The sequence below is a fragment of the Streptomyces camelliae genome (assembly GCF_027625935.1).
Taxonomy (GTDB): Bacteria; Actinomycetota; Actinomycetes; order Streptomycetales; family Streptomycetaceae; genus Streptomyces; species Streptomyces camelliae.
On the sequence record NZ_CP115300.1, the window covers coordinates 1,362,435 to 1,380,760 of the forward strand.

Genomic DNA, 18,326 nt, shown 5'->3' on the forward strand with positions numbered 1-18,326 from the left:
ACCGGCCCGCCCCCGTACCAGGGTGGAATGCATGACCGAGGAGACCACGCTCACCGGCCAGGCCCCGCCCCCCGTGCGGGACTGGTCCACGCCCGACCTGGACGGGACGGACTTCGACCCGGTCCTCGCCGGCCTGATGCGCGAGGGTCCGCTGACCCGGATCCGGCTGCCGTTCGGCGAGGGCTGGGCGTGGCTGGCGACCCGCTACGACGACGTGAAGCTGATCACCAACGACCCGCGCTTCAGCCGGACCGAGGTGACACACCGTCAAGTGACCCGGATGGCACCGAACTTCGCTCCCCGTCCCGGCTCGCTCGCCTGGGCCGACCAGCCCGACCACAACCGGCTGCGCAAGCCGGTCGCCGGTGCCTTCACGGTGAGCGCCATGAAGCGGCTGCGGCCCCGCGCCCAGGCGATCCTGGACGAGCTGGTGGACGGCGTCGTACGCGACGGGCCGCCCGCCGATCTGATCGAGCGGGTGCTGGAGCCGTTCCCGCTCTCCGTGGTCAGCGAGGTGATGGGCGTGCCCGCCGCCGACCGGGCGCAGGTGCACGCCTGGACCCGGGAGATCATCTCCACCAACGGGGTCGAGGCGGCGGGCGCGGCCAAGGAGGGCCTGTACGGGTGGATCACCGCGACCATCCGGGCCCGGGCCGCGAGCCCGGGAGAGGACGTCTACTCGATGCTCGGCGCGGCCGTCGCACGGGGGGACATCGGGGAGGAGGAGGCCGTCGGGCTCGCCGGCCCGCTGCAGATCGGCGGCGAGGCGGTCACGCACAACTGCGGCCAGATGCTGTATCTGATGCTGACCCGGCCGGAGCTGATGGAGCGGATGCGAGCGCGGCCCGAGGCACGCGGCCCGGTGCTGGACGAGCTGTTCCGGTGGATCCCGCACCGCAGCTCGGTCGGGCTCGCCCGGATCGCGCGGGAGGACGTGGAGATCGCCGGTCACCGGATCGCGGCGGGCGAGCCGGTGTACGTCTCCTACCTCGCCGCCAACCGTGACCCGGCCGTCTTCCCCGACCCGGACCGCATCGACCCCGACCGCGACCCGAACCCGCACGTGGCGTTCGGCAACGGCCCGCACTTCTGCACCGGCACGCTGCTGGCCCGGCTGCAGACCGAGTTGCTGGTCGACACGCTGCTGGAGCGGCTGCCGGGGCTGCGGCTCGCCGTGCCGCCGGAGCAGGTGCGGTGGCGGCACCGGACCATGATCCGCGGGCCGCGGACGCTGCCCGCCACCTGGTCCGCCTGACCGGGTTCAGGCCCGCAGCCACTCCGTGACGATCACGTCCACGCCGGTCCGCAGCCTGAGGGCGAAGGGGCCGGCCGGGGGTGTGTCACTGGTGAAGCGGCCGAGGGTGTCGACCGTGACAGGGCGGACGGTCTGCGGGCCGCCGAGCACCTCGATGCGCGCCGAGCTCGGCGGCAGCACCTGCCCGATCAGGCCGTCCTCGGTGACCTCGACGTCGACCGTCACCTCGCCCGCGCGGAACGTCAGCATCCGCGGCGGGTCCGTGACGCCCCTGACCGGCAGCGCGTCCACCAGCGAGTCGAAGGTCAGCTCGGCGATCTGCGCGTCCAGGTCGTGCAACGCATAGGCGTCCAGGGCCAGTTGGCGCAGGACGTCCGGGACCGGGTCCAGCACGGCGGCCGCCTGCCGCAGCTCCTCCTCCAGCAGCGCGTCCACGAACTCGCCGTCATCGGCGACCTCGTGGGGCGGACCGTCACCGTCCGCACCCGCGCCGGGCAGAGCGCCGACGGCCTCCGCACCCGCGCCACGCAAGCCGCCCCCGTCCTCCACGCCCCCGGGAAGCGGACCCTCACCGGCCGGACCACTGACGGCCTCCGCACGCTCATCGGGCGAGCCGCCGGCGCCCCCCGCGCCGTTCAGGGGCAGGCCACCTCCCATGCCCTCCGGGGACAGGCCGCCGCCCGGGCTCCCGCCCCCGTGGGGCACGCCGCTGCCCTCGTCCGCGCTCTCGGGGCGCACCCCGTTGCCGTCGTCGCCGCTCATGCCGCACCCCGTGCGTCCATCCGGGCCCGCAGCCGGCGCAGACAGCGCTGGCGCAGGGGCCCGATACTGCCGACCGCGATACCGAGCGCGGCCGAGATCTCCACATAGCTGGGCGGCGGGGAGGCGACCAGCACGCGCAGCAGCTGCCGGCAGCGCTCCCCCATCCCGTCCAGCTCCTGCCACAGGCGGCGGGCCCGCTCGGCACGGTCCGCCTCCTCCTCGGAGTCGATCAGCGACTCCTCGGGCGTCCGGTCGTCGCTGGCCCGGTCGAGCACCTGCGGATCGTCCGTCAGGGTCAGCCGGGCCAGGCTCCTGAGCACTTTCAGGCATTCGTGACGCGCCGTGCTGGCCAGCCAGGAGCCGGCCTTGTCGGGTTCGCGGATCCGCCCCAGATGCTGGGCGAAGCGGAACCAGACGGTCTGGTAGACCTCGTGTGCGTCGGCGTCGGAGAGCCGGTGGGCGCGCACCACCGACCACACCAGCGGACTCATCCCTTCCACCAGCGCCTTCCAGGCCGCGGCGTCCCCGTCGACGGCGGACTGGACCAACGCCCCGACCTCTGTACGGTCCACGGCTCCACCCCTCGTGTACGGCACGTCATCGTACGCCGTGGAGCGGAGAGTCCCGGTCCTCATACGGGCACGGCCGGGTCGGCGACGGATACCGGGCGCCAGGTGGGCGGCCTGAGCACCGGGACACGCGCCCCGCGCACCTCCGCGCTGCCGGTGGCCGCCGCGAGGAGCCCGTCGCGGGCGGCGCGCGGGTCGCGCTCGCCGTACGCCGTCATGTGCGCGGCGACGAGGCCCGCGACCACCGGCGTGGCGAAGGAGGTGCCGCTCCACTGGGCGAGCCCGTCGAACATCACCTGGTGCGGCTTGGCCCCGGTGCTCTCCCGGCCCTCGCTCAGCACGCCGGTGTGGCGCGGGAACTGGCAGGTGCAGGAGTAGTCGTAGTCGAACCGGCAGCCGTCGTAGGTGGAGTGCTGGTAGATGTACGGCACGGGTGTGTCGAAGCCGGCGAGGGCGCTGGTGAGGCGCTCGCCGGGGGCGAAGACCTGTACCCAGGGCCCGTGGTTGCTGAAGCAGGCCTCGCTCTCGCCGTCCGCGCTCAGTGCGCCGACCGACAAAACGCTGTCGGCGTACTCGGGCAGGCCGGCGTAGGCGGCGGGCCAGAACGGGGCGTGGCTGGAGTTGTTGCCGGCGGCGGCCACCAGCAGGGTGCGCTGCTCGCGCAGTTCGCGCATGAACGCGTCGAGGCCGAGGAGGCCGTCCGTGACGCCCTCGGTGGTGGTGCCGGCGGAGAGGCTGATGATGTCGGGCCAGCCGCCCTCGTCGACCGCCGCGAAGAGCCGGGCGCCGAACTCGGACTCCAGGATCGCGCCCGCGTCGCTCAGCGTGTTGCGGACGGTCACCGCGGTGTTGGGCGCGACGGCCGCGAGGATCCCGGCGATGAACGTGCCGTGGCCGACGTACTGGCGCAGCACCCCGTCGGCGTCGGTCTCGGCCGGCTCGATGTCGCCCGCGGTGTGGGCGAGCGGCGGGTAGGCGTCGTGGTCGTGCACGAGGCCGGTGTCGATCACGAGGACGCGGGCGGCGGTGTCGGCGTCGTAACGGCCCTCGGCGACGGCCGGGTTGGCCGGCTGGGTGCGCGCGACCGGCACCGGCTCGTCGCCGGGGCAGGCGTTGACTCCGCCTGCGATGTGCACCACGTGGTTGCGGCTCACCAGCCGGCGGCTCCGGCGGGCCTCGGCCTCGCGCAGGGCGCGCAGGGCGTGCGGGACGGTGTCGGCGCCCTCGGCCGGGTCGCCGATGCGGATGCGGGTGACGCCCGTGCGGTTGGTGTGCGGGCCGTCCCGGCGCACATGGTCGGGCACGAGGCCCGCGGTCTCGGTGAAGTGGGCGCGCACGGTGTCCTCGACGAGGCGGGCCTCCTCGCCGTCCCGGGCGAGGACGACGCCTTTCTCGTACAGGAAGTGCGCGTCGCCGTCGTCGTACGGGCCCATCGCCAGAGCGGTGCCGGGCATCGCCCGCTGGATGTGATCGAACTGCTCGTGGAAACGCTGTGGTGCCATGGTGTCTCCTCCCCCGACAAGACGGTGTTCGACAGTGAGAGTCCCGAGGACACCGTCTGATACAGCTGGCCACTACCATGCGAGACGTGACGGCGGGAAGCGAGTCAGTTTCCGAATTGCTGCCCTTGGTCTTCGCCGACCCGGGCGAGGCCCGAACGCGCGCGGAACAGGTGCTGCGGGCCGCACCGCCGCCGCTGCACGCCAGCGTCGCCCATCAGGTACTCGGCATCTGGCAGCGGGACTTCGGCGATCTCAAGGTGGCGCTCGGGCATCTGCGCCGGGCCCGGGACCTGGCCGCCCGCGCCGAGTCGGCCGACCGGGAGGCCGACGTGCTCGCGACCCTCGGGGTCGCACTGGTGCACGCGGGGCGCACCCGGCAGGGGCTCACCTCCTTCGAGCGGGGTGTCGCCCGGGGCACCGGACACACCCGGGCCCGGGTGCTGTACCGGCGGGCGTACGTGTGGTGGGTGCTGGGGCATCACCGCGAGGCGCTGGAGGACGTACGGCGGGCGCTGCCGGTGCTGCGGCAGGCCGGCGACGACATCTGGACGGCGCGGGCGCTGACCCTACGGGCCACCGTGCATCTGGCGCTCGGCGCGGTGGACCGGGCGGTCGCGGACTTCACGGCGGCCGAGCGGCTGTGGGAGACCACCGGCCAGGAGCACGACAAGGCCGACGTGGTGGAGAGCCGGGGCCTGGCCGCGTTCCGCTCCGGGGACATCCCGGCGGCGCTGCGGCTGCTGGACGAGGCCGAGGAGCGTTACGCCAAGCTCGGCACCCCGACGTACATGCTGTCCATCCGGCGCTGCGAGGTGCTGATGGCGGCCGGGCTGGCCCCGGAGGCGCTGGCCGAGGCCGACGCGACGATCGCGCTGCTGGACCGGATCGGCGGGCAGACCACCCGCAAGGCCGAGCTGCTGCTGGCCGCCGCGTGTGCCGCCCGCTCGGCCGGGGACGCGCACACCGCCGTCGCCCGCGCCGCCGTCGCCGTACGGCTGTTCGCGGCCCAGCGGCGGATGTGGTGGGAGACGCATGCGCGGCTGGTGCTGATCGAGGCCCGGGTGACGGCCGGGCGCCGTTCGGGGCGGATGGTCGCGGACGCGGCGGCCGTCGCCGAGAAGCTGGCCTCGTTCGGTTCGCCCGCCGCGCCGGAGGCCTCGCTGCTCGCGGGCCGGATCGCGCTCGCGCTGGGCTGGACGGCGGACGCGGAGCGGCACCTGGCGGTGGCCGCGCGCAGCCGGTACGGCGGCCCGCCGCAGGCCCGGGTGACGGGCTGGGTGGCGCAGGCGCTGCGGGCCCGTGCCGCGGGGTCCCGGCGCGGGGTGCTGGAGGCCTGCCGGCGCGGTCTGGACGTGCTGGACGACCACCGGATGACACTCGGCGCCTCGGAGCTGCGCGCCCATATCACCGCGCAGGGCGCCGAACTGGCCGCGCTGGCCCAGGAGGTGAGCCTCGCCCAGGGCAGTCCGCGGCGGCTGCTGGAGTGGAGCGAGCGCTGGCGGGCGACCGTCCTGTCCGCACCCCCCACCCGGCCGCCCGCCGACCCGGCGCTGCTGAGCGGGCTGACCGCCTACCGGGAGATAGCGGCCCGCGCGGAGGAGGCCCGGATGGAGGGCCGCCCGGTGCCCGCGCTGGAGCGCGAACAGCGGCGCCTGGAGCGGGAGATCCGCTCCCGCACCCACCACATCCGGGGTGCCGCGCCGCACGACGCGGACCGTTTCGAGGTGGCCCGGCTGCTGGACCGGCTCGGCGACGCCTGCCTGGTCGAACTCGCCGTCGTGGACGGGCGGGTGCATGTCCTGTTGTGCGGGCAGGGCCGGGTACGGCGGTTCGCCGGCGGCTGCGTGGCGGAGGCGCTGGCCGAGGCCGAGTACGTCCAGGCGGGTCTGCGCCGGCTCGCCCACCCCGGCGCCGACGCCCGGCTGCCGCTGGTGGAGGCGGGCGGCCGGCGCCTTCAGGAGCTGCTGCTGGGTGGGGCGGCGCGGCATCTCGGCGCCGGTCCCGTGGTGATCGTGCCGCCGGGCGCCCTGCACCGGGTGCCGTGGGCGCTGCTGCCCGCGTTGCGCGAGCGGGTGCTCAGCGTGTCGCCGTCGGCGGGCAGCTGGCTGCGCGCCCGCGAGACCGAGCCGCCGCCCGGCGGCCGACACGTCCTCGTCCGCGGCCCCGGCCTCGCCACGGGCGGCGCCGAAGTCCCCGAAGTGGCCGGCCGGTACGGTACGGCGACGGTCCTGGAGGGCGACGACGCCCACGTCCCCCGGGTCCTGGAGCAGCTCGACGGCGCGGCCCTCGCCCATCTCGCCGCGCACGGCACGTTCCGCGCGGACAGCCCGCTGTTCAGCAACCTGAGGATGGCCGACGGCCCGCTGATCGTGCACGACTTCGAGCGCCTGGCCCGCAGCCCGTACCGGATCATCCTCTCCAGCTGCGACACCGCCCGCCTCGCCTCGGTCGGCGCCGACGAACTCCTCGGCCTGGTCACCGCGTTGCTCCCGCTGGGCACCGCCGGGGTGGTGGCGAGCAGCGCCCCGGTCAACGACGCGGCGGTGGTCCCGCTGATGCTGGCCCTGCACAAGGGCCTCGACACGGGCCTCTCCCTGGCCGAGGCCCTCCGCGACGCCCGCACGGCCCTCCCGGGCGACGCGGTGCACCAGGCGACGGGGTGGGCTTTCGCGGCGTTCGGGGCGGCATGAGGGTCACGCCGGCGCACACTCCGGCAGCTCGACCAGCCACGGCAGCGCCCCCCTGTCTCCCGTCCCCAAGCGGGTGTAGGCGCTGTACAGGTGATTGCCCACCGTCCGCACCGACAGCGTCAGCCGCTCGGCGATCTCCCGGTTGCTGAGCCCCGCCGCCGCCAGCGAGACGATCTGCCGCTGCCGGACGGTCAGTTCACCGAGGACCAGCCCGGCCAGCGCGGGCGTCCGCGCCCCCTGGCAGCGGCGGGCGAGCGCGACGGCCCGGGTGCGTGACAGCCGGGCCGCGCGCGGATCCCGGTGTGCGCGCACGGCCTGTGCGCACGCCTCCGCCGCGAACAGCAGGAACCCCCGCTCCTCCAGCGCCTCGGCGGCCCGGTCCAGTCCGGCCCCGTCCCCCCGCGTCAGCGCCTCGGCGTGCCGCGCGAACGCACTGTCCCGCGGCAGCCGCCCCACGACCGGCCCGGGCTCACCCCGGCGTACCGACTCGTACCGCGCGTACACGTCGTCGCCCGCAGCCGACTCACCGTCGATCAGCGAGAGTTCGGCGCGGCAGCCCTCGTCCCCCGGTGCCTCCCGCAACCCCTCCCGGGCCCACACCGCCGCGTCCCTCAGTTCGCCCCGCAGCCGCGCGAACCGGGAGCGCACGGCGGCGTATCCGGCCGGGACCGCAGCGCCCTCGGCCACCAGCCACTCCCCCACCGGGGTGGGCACGGCCCGGACGTCCAGTTGCTCGATCCGCCGTGCGAGGGCCCGCCGTTCGGCCTCCAGGGCCGGTCCCAGGTCGCGGGGCTCACTGTTCAGGCGGCGGGCACGCAGGCGGCCGGTGGTGGCGCGCAGGGCCGGGCCGTGCAGGGGGTGGGCGAGGGTGACGGCGCCACCGTCGTCGTCGACGTGGATCAGGCCGTCCGTCTCCAGCCGCTCCAGGACGCCGAGGTCGAGGTCGTCCAGCGGCAGCGGCAGCGGCTCGGCGAAGGCCAGCCGCTCCAGCGTGTCGCGCTCGCCGGGACCGGAGCGCTCCAGCAGCGGGGCGAGCCGTTCACGGACGGCCGGGGTGACCGGCAGCGCGCCGCGCCAGGCCCGCTCGCCGGTGCCCGCGACGGACGCCAGCCGGCCGGCACCGGTCAGCGCGGCCATCAGGTCCCGCAGCAACCGCAGATCACCCTGGCACACCGTGTGCAGGCGGCGCACGGTGAGCGGCTCCAGGCCGGCCGCGGCGAGCAGCTGCGCGGTGTCCTCGTACGGCAGCGGCGCCAGCGCCAGCCGGGGCAGCAGTTCCCCGGTCCACAGCCGGGACACCGCGCCGGGCGCGGGGGCGCCGTCCACCGCCGCCACGAGAAGCCTGGTGCGGCCGTGCACGGCGAGCTGGTGGACGAGGGCGGCGGAGGCCTCGTCCAGCAGATGGGCGTCGTCCACGACGAGCAGCCGCAGCCCGGACAGGATCCGCACGGCGCGCTGGGCCGAGACGGCGTCGGGCAGTAGGTGCGCGAAGGCGGCGAACGGCAGGTCGCGGGCCTCGGGCGTGCCGGTGACCCGGGCGTGGTCGGTGCCCCGCACCGCCTCCGTGATCAGCCGGGTCTTGCCGTGGCCGGCCGGTCCGGTCACCACGATGCCGTGCCGCCCGGCGGCCCACGATCCGCGCACCCGCTCCAGTTCGTCCTCCCGGCCGGTGAACGGCCAGGGCGGCTGCGGTGTCGTCGCGGTTGTCGCGTCCTGTTCGTAAGTCCTCACACCATCAAGAGCGCGGGTACTCAGGTTTGATACAGGGTGACTTGAGTAGCCCTCGACTCAGGTGTCCGGCACCGGTGGACGGCACGCTGGGCGCATGACCCGACGCCTCTGCTCGCTGCCGCGGCAGCCGGCCCCGTGCTTCGCACCGGGGCTGACGGCCGAGCGGCTGGGCGCGCTGCTCGCGGGGCGGCGGATCTGGGTCAACGGCACGGTTCTGCACTACTACTTCTACGGCCACGGTTCCGACGCCTCCGTGATCCCGGTGCCCGGGACCGGGGAGCTGCGCCGGGTGCCGTGGGCCGGCGGGGAAGCACAGCGGGAGGCGGTCCGCGACTGTCTGCGCGAGTGGCAGGAGCTCGGCATCGGTGTCACGTTCACCGAGGTCGGCGACCGCCACGAGGCGGAGCTGCGGATCGGGTTCCAGGCCAGCGGCGGCTCCTGGTCGGCGGTGGGCCGGGAGGCGCTGTCGGTCGGCCGGGGCGAACGCACCATGAACCTGGGCTGGGACGTCACCGGGCCCGGGGAGCGGGGCACGGTCCTGCATGTGATCGGGCACGCGTTCGGCATGGTGCACGAGCACCAGAGCCCGTACGCCGGGCTCCACTGGGACGACGAGGCCGTGTACGCCGAGCTGGCGGGCCCGCCGAACTTCTGGAGCCGGGAGACCACGGACACGAACGTCCTGCGCTCGCTGGACGCGGGCGAGGCGAGCGGCTCGGTGTGGGATCCGCAGTCGGTGATGACGTTTCCGTTCGGGCCGGGGCTCGTGCTGGAGCCGGAGCAGTACCGCGGGGGGCTGCGTCCGTCCGGTGCTCCGTCCCCGGCCGACAAGGAGTTCGTGCTCCGCTGGTATCCGCCGGCCGCCCCGGCGGGGCCGGCCGCGCTGGTGCCGTTCCGCTCGGCTCCGCTCGGTCTCGGGCCGGGCGAGCAGGCCGATTTCACCGTCGAGCCGCCGGAGACCCGCGACTACACCGTGGGCACCTTCGGCGACGCCGACACCGTGCTCGTGGTCTTCGAGGAGCGTGACGGGGAGCCGCGCTTCCTCGCGGGCCACGACGACGGCGGCACGCCGGACAACGCCGCCGTCCGCGTCCGGCTCGTCAAGGGCCGCCGCTATGTGGTCCGGGTCCGGCTGTACTCGACCTGGGGTTCGGGGGAGACAGCGGTCATGTGCTGGTGACAGCACAGGGACGACAGCCACAGTCCGGCGCCGGGGGAGCGGCCGCGGACGTCACCTACGGGGGAGGTGACGTCCGCGGCCACACCGGTGTCCCTGCGGTGCGAACAGCGTGTGTCCGTGCGTGAACGGCCCGTCTCCGCCTGCGAATGCGGTGTTTCCGTTGCGCGAAAGGATCGCCGGCTCCGCCGACCGGGGCGTCGGTGGGTGTGAGCATGACGTCATGCTCCCGGGAGAGGATCGTGCCGCCCGACGGGTGCTGACGGTCTGCCTGGCCGCCGGGGTGACCACCCTGCTCGACCAGTCGGTCCTCAACATCGCCGTCCCGGCCCTGCGTCGTTCGCTGTCCGTCGGCGCCACCGACGTGCAGTGGATCGTGGCCGGGTACTCGCTCGCCTTCGGACTGGCCCTGGTGCCCGGCGGCCGGCTCGGGGATGTGCGCGGCCGCAAGCCCCTTTTCCTGCTGGGCCTTTCGGTGTTCGTACTGTGCGGCCTGGTCGCGGCGACGGCCACCGCCGCGACCACCGTGGTGGCGGCGCGGCTGGTGCAGGGGGCGGGGGCCGGGCTGGTCAACTCGCAGGTGATCGGCACCCTTCAGGACGTCTTCCAGGGGGTGGAGCGGGCCCGCGCGCTCGGCCTGTACGCGGTCACGGGCGGGGTCGCCGCCGCACTCGGGCCGGCGCTGAGCGGCGTCCTGGTCGCGTGGTGCGGACCGGACACCGGCTGGCGGGTGTGTCTGCTGCTGAGCACGCCCTGCGGTCTGGTCACCCTGTGGCTGGCGGCCCGCCGGCTGCCCCCGGCCCGGCGGGCGCCGGCGGCCGGCGGGGTCGATCTGTGGGGCATCGGATGCGTGGCCGCGCTGACGCTGTCGCTGATGCTGCCGTTCATCCGTCCGCCCGGCAGCGTCCGCACGGCATTGCTGTGGGCGGGGGCGGCGGCCGGGGCGGCGGGCGCGCTGGCGCTCGGGCAGTGGTGGCGGATGCGCGGGGGCCGCCCGCCGCTGGTGCATCCGTCCTTGGTGCGGTCGGCACCGTACGCGCTGGGCACCGCGGTGGCGATGGCCCAGTTCGGCTCCTCGCTGGCAGCGGGTCTGGTGCTCACCCTGTTCCTCCAGTCGGGCCTCGGTCTGTCCGCGCCGGCCACGGCGGCGGTGACCCTGCCGTCGGCCGTCGCGATGGGCCTGGCGTCCGCGGTGGCCTGGCGGGTCGTACGGCGGCTGGGCGAGCGGACGGTGACGGCCGGTCTGGCGCTGGGCGTCCTCGCGTTCCTGTCCGCCGCGCTGGCCACGGCGGTGCTTCCCGCCGCCGCGCTGCCGTACGCGCTGGCCCTGGCCCAGCTGGGCTCCGGCGCCGCGTCCGGGCTGACCGTCTCGCCCAACCAGGCCCGGGTGCTGCAGCACGCGCCCGTCGAAGCGGCCGGGGTGGCGGGCGGCATCCTGCAGATGGCGCAGCGCGTGGCGGCCGCGGTGTGCCTGAGCGCCGTCTCCGGGGTCTACCTGCGGAACGCGACCGGTACGACCGGCTCACCCCGCACCGCGTACACCCAGGCCATCCTGATCTGCGCGGGCCTGCTCACGGCGGCCCTGCCCCTGTCTCTCCTCGGCCCGGGCCACCGCCGCGGCCGCAGGAGCGGTGGAGCGGTCGCCGACGGGACGGGCGTGAGCCCTGCCGATCAGGCGCCACGATTGCACGCGTACGAACATCCGCCCACTGCTCCCGGGCCCGGGCCACGCTCTGGGTGAGGATGACTGCATGCTCATCGTCCTCGGCGGTCACCTACGAGCCATGGCACCACCACCGTGCACAGTGAGGAGAGGATCACCGTGATCACCGGTTATGTCATCGGCGAAGCGCTGCGTCCCGGCTCCGAGTTCGTCCCGCCGGCCGGGCTGCGGCTGCGCAAGGTCGGGCGGATCGACATGTCCGAGAGCGCGGCCGACGGACAGCCGCCGCACTGGACCCTCGTCGAGTGGGAGACCGACGGGGACGATGTCGCCGGCCTCGCGCAGGCGCTCGCCGACGTGCTGGAGCCCGCGCTCGGCTGGTATGCCGACTTCACCGCCGGCGACGAACGGGTCGTCGTCTTCGCCGGGAAGGTGTTCCGCTACCGGCAGGGCGACGAGGCCGGCCGCGCCGCGGCGATCGCCTACGGCAGGTCCGTGGGCACCCCGGCTCACCAGCTCGACTGGCGGGAGTGAGCCGGGGACGCCCGCGTCAGCCCCGCTGTCTGCGCCGCCACTCCTGCGCGAGCAGCTCGTAGGAGCGGACCCGGTCCGCGTGGTCGTGCGTGATGGTGATGAGGAGTTCGTCGGCGCCGGTGGCCTCGCGGAGCTGTTCGAGCCGGTCCGCCACCCGGGCCCGGGGAAGGAGAAGCGGGGCGGGACGAGCAGGCCGTTCGGCGCGCGGCCGTCGACCACCGGGAGGACTGTGGGGGGCGCGGTCGCCCGCGACGACGGCGGACCGCCTCCGGAGCGGCCGAGGCCCAGGTCGAGCCGGCCCGGATACAGGGCGTCGACCAGGCCGAACTCCTCGACCGTGGACAGCGCGGTGCGGTGGCCGAGCTGGACGGCGCCGGAGCCGAGCCGGATCGTGGAGGTCGCGCCGGCGGTCAGGGCCAGCAGGACCGCGGGCGACGTGCCCGCCACGCCCGGGTTGAGATGGTGCTCGGCGAACCAGTAGCGGGTGTAGCCGAACTCCTCGGCGCGGCGGGCGAGATCGATCGAGTTGCGCAGCGCCTCGGACGCGCTCGAACCGGATGCGATGGGCACCAGGTCGAGGACGCCGAGCGGTGTGCCGGAGGACATGGGCATCACTCCTGAGCGGGTTCGGGCAGGACCGGTGCCCAGGGGAACGGCGGGTCCGGTATGTCCTTGCGCAGGACGGGGGCGACCTCCGACTGGAACAGCTCCAGGGAGGCCCGGTGCCGGCTGCCGGTCAGCCCGCTCGCGTCGGCCTGGACGTGCTGCACGGTGTGCCCGAACCGTTCGTGATAGCGGTGCACCTTGTCGATGACCTGCTGCGGACTGCCGATCAGGGCCGAGCTGCGTTCGACGAAATCCTCCAGCGTCTCGAAGACCACCGGCAGGCCCGTCCGCTTCTGGAACGCCAGATTGCTCTCGGAAACGGGCCGGTAGACCTCCAGCGCCTGCTGGGACGTGGGGGCCACGTACAGGCCCGCCGAGCCCGCGCCGACGGCGATGTCCGCCGGGTCGTGGCCGTGGTGCTCCCAGCGCTCCCGGTAGTACCGGATCAGCTCGGCGTAGGGCTCGATGGGGTGGGTGACGTTCGCCGAGAACAGCGGGTCGCCGTAGCGGGCGGCCAGGTCCACCGACTCCTTGCTGGTGGCGCTGCCGTGCCAGACCCGGACCGGCTGCTGGTACGGCCGCGGCCACGCCTCGGCATCCTTCAGCGGCGGGCGGAAGCGGGTGTCGGCGGTGACCTTGTCCTGCCGCCACAGCCGCCGGAACACCTCGTAGCTCTCGGCGTTGCGGTCCCACTGGTCCTCGGGTGTGACCTGGAACAGTTCCCGCTGGGCCGCGCCGTTGCCCTTGCCGATGATCAGGTCCAGGCGGCCGTCGGCGAGGTGGTCCAGCGTCGCGTAGTCCTCGTAGGCCCGGACCGGGTCCAGCAGGCTGAGTGTCGTCACGGCGGTGAAGAGCCGGATGCGCCGGGTCAGTGCGGCGATGTGGCTCAGGACCACCGTCGGCGCGGAGGAGATGAACGGCCGCTCGTGCCGCTCCCCCACACCGAACCCGTCGAAGCCGAGCTCCTCGGCCAGCACCGCGTTGTCCAGGACCTCGCGGAAGCGGTCGTGCGTGGGCTTCTGGACACCGGTGACCGGGTCGGGCCGGTGCACGATGAGCGTGATCGCGAGGAACTTCACGATGCGGCCCGCTCGGACGAGCCGGCGGGGCGGGCGTCCGGGTGGGCGAGGCCCAGGTGGTCGCGGAGGGTGGTGCCCTCGTAGTCGGTGCGGAAGACGCCCTGCTCCTGGAGCAGGGGGACGACCCGGTCGGCGAAGCCGTCGAGGCCGCCGGGGGTGATGTGCGGGACGAGGATGAAGCCGTCGGAGGCGTCCGCCTGCACGAAGTCGTTGATCGTCCGCGCGACGGTGGCCGCGGAGCCGACGAAGGTCTGCCGGGTGCCGGTGTTGATGACCAGCTCGCGGATGGACCACTTGTTGGCCTCGGCGAGCTGCCGCCACTCACGGGCGATGGCGACCGGGTCCCGGTACATCCGCACCTGGGCGCGGCCCTTGGAGATGTGCTCCTCGGCAACGAGCGGGTCGATGTCCGGCAGCGGCCCCTCCGGGTCGTAGGCCGACAGGTCGCGGTTCCAGACGAACTCCAGGTGCTTGATGGCGGTCGCGCCGCTGACCTGCTGCCGGCGCACCTCGCGGGCGAGTTCGGCGGCCTCCTGGTCGGTGTCGCCGAGGATGTACGTCGCCGCGGGCAGGATGAGCAGCTGGTCGGGGCGGCGGCCGTACCGGGCGAGGCGGGACTTGACGTCGGTGTAGAAGGCCTGGCCCTCCTTCAGGGTGGAGTAGCGGCTGAAGATGGCGTCCGCGCCGGACGCGGCGAACTCGCGGCCCTCGTCGGAGTCGCCGGCCTGGAAGATCACCGGGCGGCCCTGCGGGGAGCGGGGCACGTTGAAGCGGCCGTGGATGTCGAAGTGCTGCCCCTGGTGTGTGAAGGCCCCGGCCTTGGCGTCGCGGAGGAAGGTGCCGGTGGCCTGGTCGGCGAGGATCTCGTCGCCGTGCCAGGAGTCGAACAGCTCGTGCGCGGTGGCGAGGAACTCCTTGGCCCGGGAGTAGCGCTCGTCCTGGGGCAGGAAGCCGCCGCGGCGGAAGTTCTCGCCGGTGAAGGCGTCCCAGGAGGTGACCACGTTCCAGGCGGCGCGGCCGCCGGAGAGATGGTCGAGGCTCGCGAACTGGCGGGCCACCTCGTAGGGCTCGTTGAACGTGGAGTTGATGGTGCCGGTCAGCCCGAGCCGGTCGGTGACGGCGGCGAGCGCGGCCAGCACGGTGAAGGTGTCCGGACGCCCGACGACGTCCAAGTCGTAGATCTTCCCGCCCTGTTCGCGCAGCCGCAGGCCTTCGGCGAGGAACAGGAAGTCGAACTTGGCGCGTTCGGCGGTGCGCGCGAAGTGGGCGAAGGAGCTGAACTCGATGTGGCTGCCGGCGGCCGGGTCGCTCCACACGGTGGTGTTGTTGACGCCGGGGAAGTGGGCGGCCAGGTGGATCTGCTTCAGGGGCTTGCTCATGGGGTGCGGTCGTCCTCTCCGGCTGTTCAGGCGGCTGCGTAGCGGTTGGCGGGGCGGGCGAGGCCCAGCAGGCCGCGCAGCGTGCCGGCCTCGTAGGCGTCCCGGAAGCGGCCCCGGCGCTGGAGTTCGGGTACCAGGTCGCGGCTGATGCGGGGCAGGTCGTGGCCGGCGACGGCGGGCCGCAGCCGGAACCCGGTCAGCCCGGCCGACGCCAGCTCCTCCAGCAGATCGGCCAGTTGGGCAGCCGTACCGGTGAAGATCCGGGCGTCGCTGGTGTACGGCTCACCGGCGAGCGTGTCCAGGCGGTCGCGGCGGGCCTCCGCCTCGGCCCGGCTGTCGTCGAGGAGGACGACGAGGTCGCCGAAGACGTGCAGGGTCTGACCGGCCCGGCCCGCCGCCTCCTGCTCGGCGCGGATCTCGGTGACGATCGCGCGGGCCTGCGCCGCGTCGTGCGGGGTGACGTAGCCGACGTCGGCCTGCCTTGCCACGAGCCGGTACGGCACCGTCTGGTGGGCGAGGGCGGTGACCAGCGGCTGGCCCTGCGGCGGCCGGGGCGTGATGGACGGGCCCTTGACGTTGAAGAAGCGGCCTTCGAACCCGATGTAGTGCAGCTTGTCCCGGTCGATGAAGCGGCCGGTCGCCGCGTCCCGTATCTCGGCGTCGTCCTCCCAGCTGTCCCAGAGCCGGCGCACCACCTCGACGTAGTCGGCGGCCTCGTCGAACAGCTCGGTGACGACCTCCTGCGCGGCCGGGCTGTCATAGGCCTCGATCCGGCCGATGGTACGGCGGCCGAAGTGGGCGGCCTCGTTCGGCCGGCCGCTGATCTGCACGCGCAGGCCCGCACGGCCGGTGCTCACATAGTCGAGGGTGGCGATCGCCTTGGAGATGTGGAACGGCTCGGTGTGCGTGGCCACCACGGTCGGGACCAGGCCTATGTGCCGGGTGAGCGGCGCGACCCGGGAGGCGATGAGCACCGCGTCGAGCCGGCCGCGGACCTGGTCGGTGCGCTCGTCGGGGTCGAAGAGGTGCGAGGACTGCGGACCGAGGCCGTCCTCGACGGTCACGAAGTCGAGCAGACCGCGCTCGGCCTCGGCGACCAGGTCGGCCCAGTAGCCGGCGGTGAACAGCTCGCGGGGGCGGGCGACCGGCTCACGCCAGGAGGCGGGGTGCCAGCCGGTGCCGTCCAGGGCGACGGCGAGGTGCAGACGGGAAGGGGGAGTTGAGGACACGACGGTGCCTTCCTTGGGATCCGTACGAGGGTGGGCACGGCGGACACCGGCTCGCGGGGACGGGCGTCCGCTCGGCGAAGACGCGGCCTTGCGGCCGGGAAGAAGGTCAGTGGCGACAGAGCGCGGCGGACACGCGCTGGAGGTCTATGTGCGGCCGGGAGTGCAGACGGACGGAGCGGTATGGGTGCGGCAGGCACGGCGGGAGCACGCGGGTCACGTCCGTCGCCTCCGTCCGTTCGGTCCGTCGGCCGGAGCGGGTCGTCTCGCCCGCCCGGCACATCTCGTCAACACTCACAACGCGCCGCCCGCTTCGGTTGTTCCCGCGCTGCGGACCCGCACGATCCGCGAGCGGCGGCGCAGGGTGAACCCGATCGACTCGTAGAGCCGGATCGCCGGGGCGTTGTCCGCGGCGGCGTGCAGGAACGGCGTGTCCCCACGCTCCCGGATCCCCCACGCGACCGCCCGGACCAGCCGGGTGGCCAGCCCCAGGCCGCGGTACCCGGGGTCGGTGCACACGGCGCTGATCTCGGTCCAGCCGGGCAGCCGCAGCCTCCCCCAGCCTTCGGCCGGGGGGGGACCCCCATCTCGCTGCGCTCGCCCGCCATCGCGACCAGCCGCCCCTCGTGCCGGATGCCGAGGTAGGTGCCCATCTCGACGGTGCGCTTGAGGAACGGACCGGGCCGGGTGCGGGCGACGAGGTCGAGGATCTCGGGGACGTCGGCGGGCCCGAGCCGCACCGCCTCCGGCGCGGGCTCGGCGCGCAGCGGGTGTCCACCAACTGCACGCCCTCGCCCTCGCCTTCGGCCCGCCAGCCGTCGGGTACCCGGTCGACGGGCTTGATCCGTACGGCGGCTCCCGGGCCGACGAGCGTGCGCAGGTCGTCCCAGGCGGCCGGGTCCGCCGGGTCGGCGAGCGCGGCGAAGGCGGAGATGCCGTCCTGGTAGCGGGCGGCGCGGCCGACACTCCCCCAGCCTTCGGCCGGGGGGACCCCCATCTCGCTTCGCTCGGCGAGGTGGGCGTGCGGGCCGTCGAGGGCGGCCCAGACGGCGTTGTCGAGGAGCGGGGTGTACGGGGGCACGAGGGCGGAGTCCTCTCTCGTATCGACTCGGCCAGGGGCATGACGGCTGGTCAGGAATTGCTGAGCGGCAGCCCCGGCGGGTTGATCTCGGACGTGGCGACGGCCTCGTTGGAGAGGTTGTAGGCGGCGAGCCACTTGGCGTACTGCCCGTTCTGGATCAGGTGGTTGATGGCGTCGGCGAGCGGCTTGGCGAGGCCGCTGTCCTTCTTGGCGGTGGCCGCGATCAGGCCCTGGAGGGAGGCGCCGGCGCCGGAGAAGGTGCCCGCGTTGCGGGTCGCCTGGGGGGTGTTCGCGGTCTTCTGGACCCGGTAGGCGACGCCGGGGTTGGGGCCGAAGTAGGCGTCGATCTTGCCGCTGTTCAGCGCCAGGCTGTAGGCGTTCTGGTCCGGGTAGTACTTGACGGTGAGCTTCTTGCCCTCCTTGGCCAGCTTGGCCTGCCACTCCAGCAGGATCTTCTCCTGGTTGGTGCCGGAGCCCACGCCCACCGTCTTGCCGGCGAGGTTCTCGTAGTTGCCGGCGAAGTTCCAGGTGCTCTTCGCTTGCGTCTCGAAGGCGAGGTTGTCCTTGCGGTAGGTGGCGAACTCGTACTTCTTCTTGCGCTCCTCGGTGTCGGTGACGTTGGAGAAGGCCACGTCGATCTTGCCGCTGTCGACGCCGACGAAGAGGTTCTCCCAGGTGAAGGTCCTGACCTCGGGCTTCAGGCCGAGCACGGCGGCGACCAGGCGGCCGAGGTCGGGCTCGGAGCCGGTGAGGGTCTTCTGGTCGCTGCCCACGTAGTCGAGCGGCGCGGACCCGGCGGGCAGGGCGCCGACGCCGATGACGAGCTTGCCGCTCTTGCGGACGGCGGCGGGCAGTTCGGCGCTGATCGACTTCACCTCGGAGACCTTCAGCACGGTCTCCTTCGCGGCGCCGTTGGACACCCGGCCCACGGTGACCGTGCCCGCCGCGTCGGTCGTGGTCGCGGCCTCGCTGTCGCCCCCGCAGGCGGCGAGCCCGGTGGCGAGGGTGGCGACGGCGGTCGCCGCGGTGATGCCTCTGATCAGGGCGCGTCGGGAAAGGTGGCTGGGCATGG

14 protein-coding genes and 2 pseudogenes are annotated in these 18,326 nt (G+C 74.1%); 5 read left to right on the plus strand and 11 right to left on the minus strand.

What is annotated here, in order from left to right; all coding sequences use genetic code 11:
* The first annotated feature begins 31 nt into the window (after positions 1 to 31).
* A complete protein-coding gene (locus O1G22_RS06390; RefSeq protein WP_270080409.1) occupies positions 32 to 1,255 on the plus strand; it encodes a cytochrome P450 in 1,224 nt (407 codons plus the stop codon).
* 6 nt (positions 1,256 to 1,261) lie between these two features.
* Here O1G22_RS06390 and O1G22_RS06395 read toward each other — a convergent pair whose 3' ends face one another.
* From O1G22_RS06395 to O1G22_RS06405, 3 genes are all read right to left on the minus strand, one after another.
* Positions 1,262 to 1,753 (minus strand): hypothetical protein, encoded by a 492-nt coding sequence (locus O1G22_RS06395; RefSeq protein ID WP_428986480.1) that lies wholly within the window; start codon positions 1,751 to 1,753, stop codon positions 1,262 to 1,264.
* 260 nt (positions 1,754 to 2,013) lie between these two features.
* Complete coding sequence (locus tag O1G22_RS06400) at positions 2,014 to 2,652, minus strand: RNA polymerase sigma factor (RefSeq protein WP_270080410.1); 639 nt, start codon at positions 2,650 to 2,652, stop codon at positions 2,014 to 2,016.
* On the minus strand, positions 2,649 to 4,088 hold the full coding sequence (locus tag O1G22_RS06405) for a S8 family peptidase (protein WP_270080411.1): 1,440 nt from the start codon (positions 4,086 to 4,088) through the stop codon (positions 2,649 to 2,651). The genes O1G22_RS06400 and O1G22_RS06405 overlap by 4 nt, the downstream gene beginning before the upstream one ends.
* Positions 4,089 to 4,174: 86 nt before the next feature.
* On the opposite strand from O1G22_RS06405, the gene O1G22_RS06410 reads away from it, so the two are divergent.
* Positions 4,175 to 6,778: a CHAT domain-containing protein gene (locus O1G22_RS06410; RefSeq protein WP_270080412.1), complete on the plus strand. Its 2,604-nt coding sequence runs from the start codon at positions 4,175 to 4,177 to the stop codon at positions 6,776 to 6,778.
* Between the two features lie 3 nt (positions 6,779 to 6,781).
* On the opposite strand, the gene O1G22_RS06415 is transcribed toward O1G22_RS06410, so the two are convergent.
* Positions 6,782 to 8,509, minus strand: a complete 1,728-nt coding sequence (locus O1G22_RS06415) for a LuxR family transcriptional regulator AbsR2 (protein WP_270080413.1) — start codon at positions 8,507 to 8,509, stop codon at positions 6,782 to 6,784.
* A gap of 94 nt (positions 8,510 to 8,603) precedes the next feature.
* On the opposite strand from O1G22_RS06415, the gene absR1 reads away from it, so the two are divergent.
* The 3 genes from absR1 (at position 8,604) to O1G22_RS06430 (ending at position 11,883) form a co-directional block, all read left to right on the plus strand.
* Positions 8,604 to 9,689 (plus strand): beta-glucuronidase AbsR1, encoded by a 1,086-nt coding sequence (absR1, locus tag O1G22_RS06420; protein WP_270080414.1) that lies wholly within the window; start codon positions 8,604 to 8,606, stop codon positions 9,687 to 9,689.
* 220 nt (positions 9,690 to 9,909) lie between these two features.
* Entirely contained in the window at positions 9,910 to 11,427 is a 1,518-nt protein-coding gene (locus tag O1G22_RS06425) for an MFS transporter (RefSeq protein WP_270080415.1), read from the plus strand.
* A gap of 81 nt (positions 11,428 to 11,508) precedes the next feature.
* The gene (locus tag O1G22_RS06430) at positions 11,509 to 11,883 is read left to right on the plus strand and encodes a hypothetical protein (RefSeq protein WP_270080416.1); all 375 of its coding nucleotides are present in this window, start codon (positions 11,509 to 11,511) and stop codon (positions 11,881 to 11,883) included.
* Between the two features lie 16 nt (positions 11,884 to 11,899).
* On the opposite strand, the gene O1G22_RS06435 is transcribed toward O1G22_RS06430, so the two are convergent.
* The 7 genes and pseudogenes from O1G22_RS06435 to O1G22_RS06465 all read right to left on the minus strand — a co-directional run bounded on the left by O1G22_RS06435 (position 11,900) and on the right by O1G22_RS06465 (position 18,324).
* The gene (locus O1G22_RS06435; protein WP_270080417.1) at positions 11,900 to 12,037 is read right to left on the minus strand and encodes a hypothetical protein; all 138 of its coding nucleotides are present in this window, start codon (positions 12,035 to 12,037) and stop codon (positions 11,900 to 11,902) included.
* A gap of 11 nt (positions 12,038 to 12,048) precedes the next feature.
* Positions 12,049 to 12,489 (minus strand): annotated as a pseudogene (locus tag O1G22_RS06440) (LLM class flavin-dependent oxidoreductase); the annotation flags it as partial.
* A gap of 5 nt (positions 12,490 to 12,494) precedes the next feature.
* On the minus strand, positions 12,495 to 13,568 hold the full coding sequence (locus O1G22_RS06445) for an LLM class flavin-dependent oxidoreductase (RefSeq protein ID WP_270080418.1): 1,074 nt from the start codon (positions 13,566 to 13,568) through the stop codon (positions 12,495 to 12,497).
* Positions 13,565 to 14,947, minus strand: coding sequence for an NtaA/DmoA family FMN-dependent monooxygenase (locus tag O1G22_RS06450; protein WP_270080419.1), 1,383 nt, complete (start codon positions 14,945 to 14,947; stop codon positions 13,565 to 13,567). The genes O1G22_RS06445 and O1G22_RS06450 overlap by 4 nt, the downstream gene beginning before the upstream one ends.
* A 26-nt stretch (positions 14,948 to 14,973) precedes the next feature.
* Positions 14,974 to 16,176 carry an LLM class flavin-dependent oxidoreductase gene (locus tag O1G22_RS06455; protein WP_225095095.1) on the minus strand — a complete coding sequence of 401 codons (1,203 nt, stop codon included), beginning with the start codon at positions 16,174 to 16,176 and terminating at the stop codon, positions 14,974 to 14,976.
* 291 nt (positions 16,177 to 16,467) lie between these two features.
* Positions 16,468 to 17,254 (minus strand): annotated as a pseudogene (locus O1G22_RS06460) (GNAT family N-acetyltransferase).
* A 50-nt stretch (positions 17,255 to 17,304) separates the two neighbouring features.
* Entirely contained in the window at positions 17,305 to 18,324 is a 1,020-nt protein-coding gene (locus O1G22_RS06465; protein WP_270080420.1) for an ABC transporter substrate-binding protein, read from the minus strand.
* Between the last annotated feature and the right edge of the window lie 2 nt (positions 18,325 to 18,326).

Excerpts from the sequence above, each read along its gene's own strand:
- O1G22_RS06390 (WP_270080409.1), top strand. The coding sequence starts at position 32 with ATGACCGAGGAGACCACGCTCACCGGCCAGGCCCCGCCCCCCGTGCGG.
- O1G22_RS06400 (WP_270080410.1), bottom strand. The coding sequence starts at position 2,652 with ATGAGGACCGGGACTCTCCGCTCCACGGCGTACGATGACGTGCCGTAC.
- O1G22_RS06405 (WP_270080411.1), bottom strand. The coding sequence starts at position 4,088 with ATGGCACCACAGCGTTTCCACGAGCAGTTCGATCACATCCAGCGGGCG.
- absR1 (WP_270080414.1), top strand. The coding sequence starts at position 8,604 with ATGACCCGACGCCTCTGCTCGCTGCCGCGGCAGCCGGCCCCGTGCTTC.
- O1G22_RS06425 (WP_270080415.1), top strand. The coding sequence starts at position 9,910 with ATGCTCCCGGGAGAGGATCGTGCCGCCCGACGGGTGCTGACGGTCTGC.
- O1G22_RS06450 (WP_270080419.1), bottom strand. The coding sequence starts at position 14,947 with ATGAGCAAGCCCCTGAAGCAGATCCACCTGGCCGCCCACTTCCCCGGC.
- O1G22_RS06465 (WP_270080420.1), bottom strand. The coding sequence starts at position 18,324 with ATGCCCAGCCACCTTTCCCGACGCGCCCTGATCAGAGGCATCACCGCG.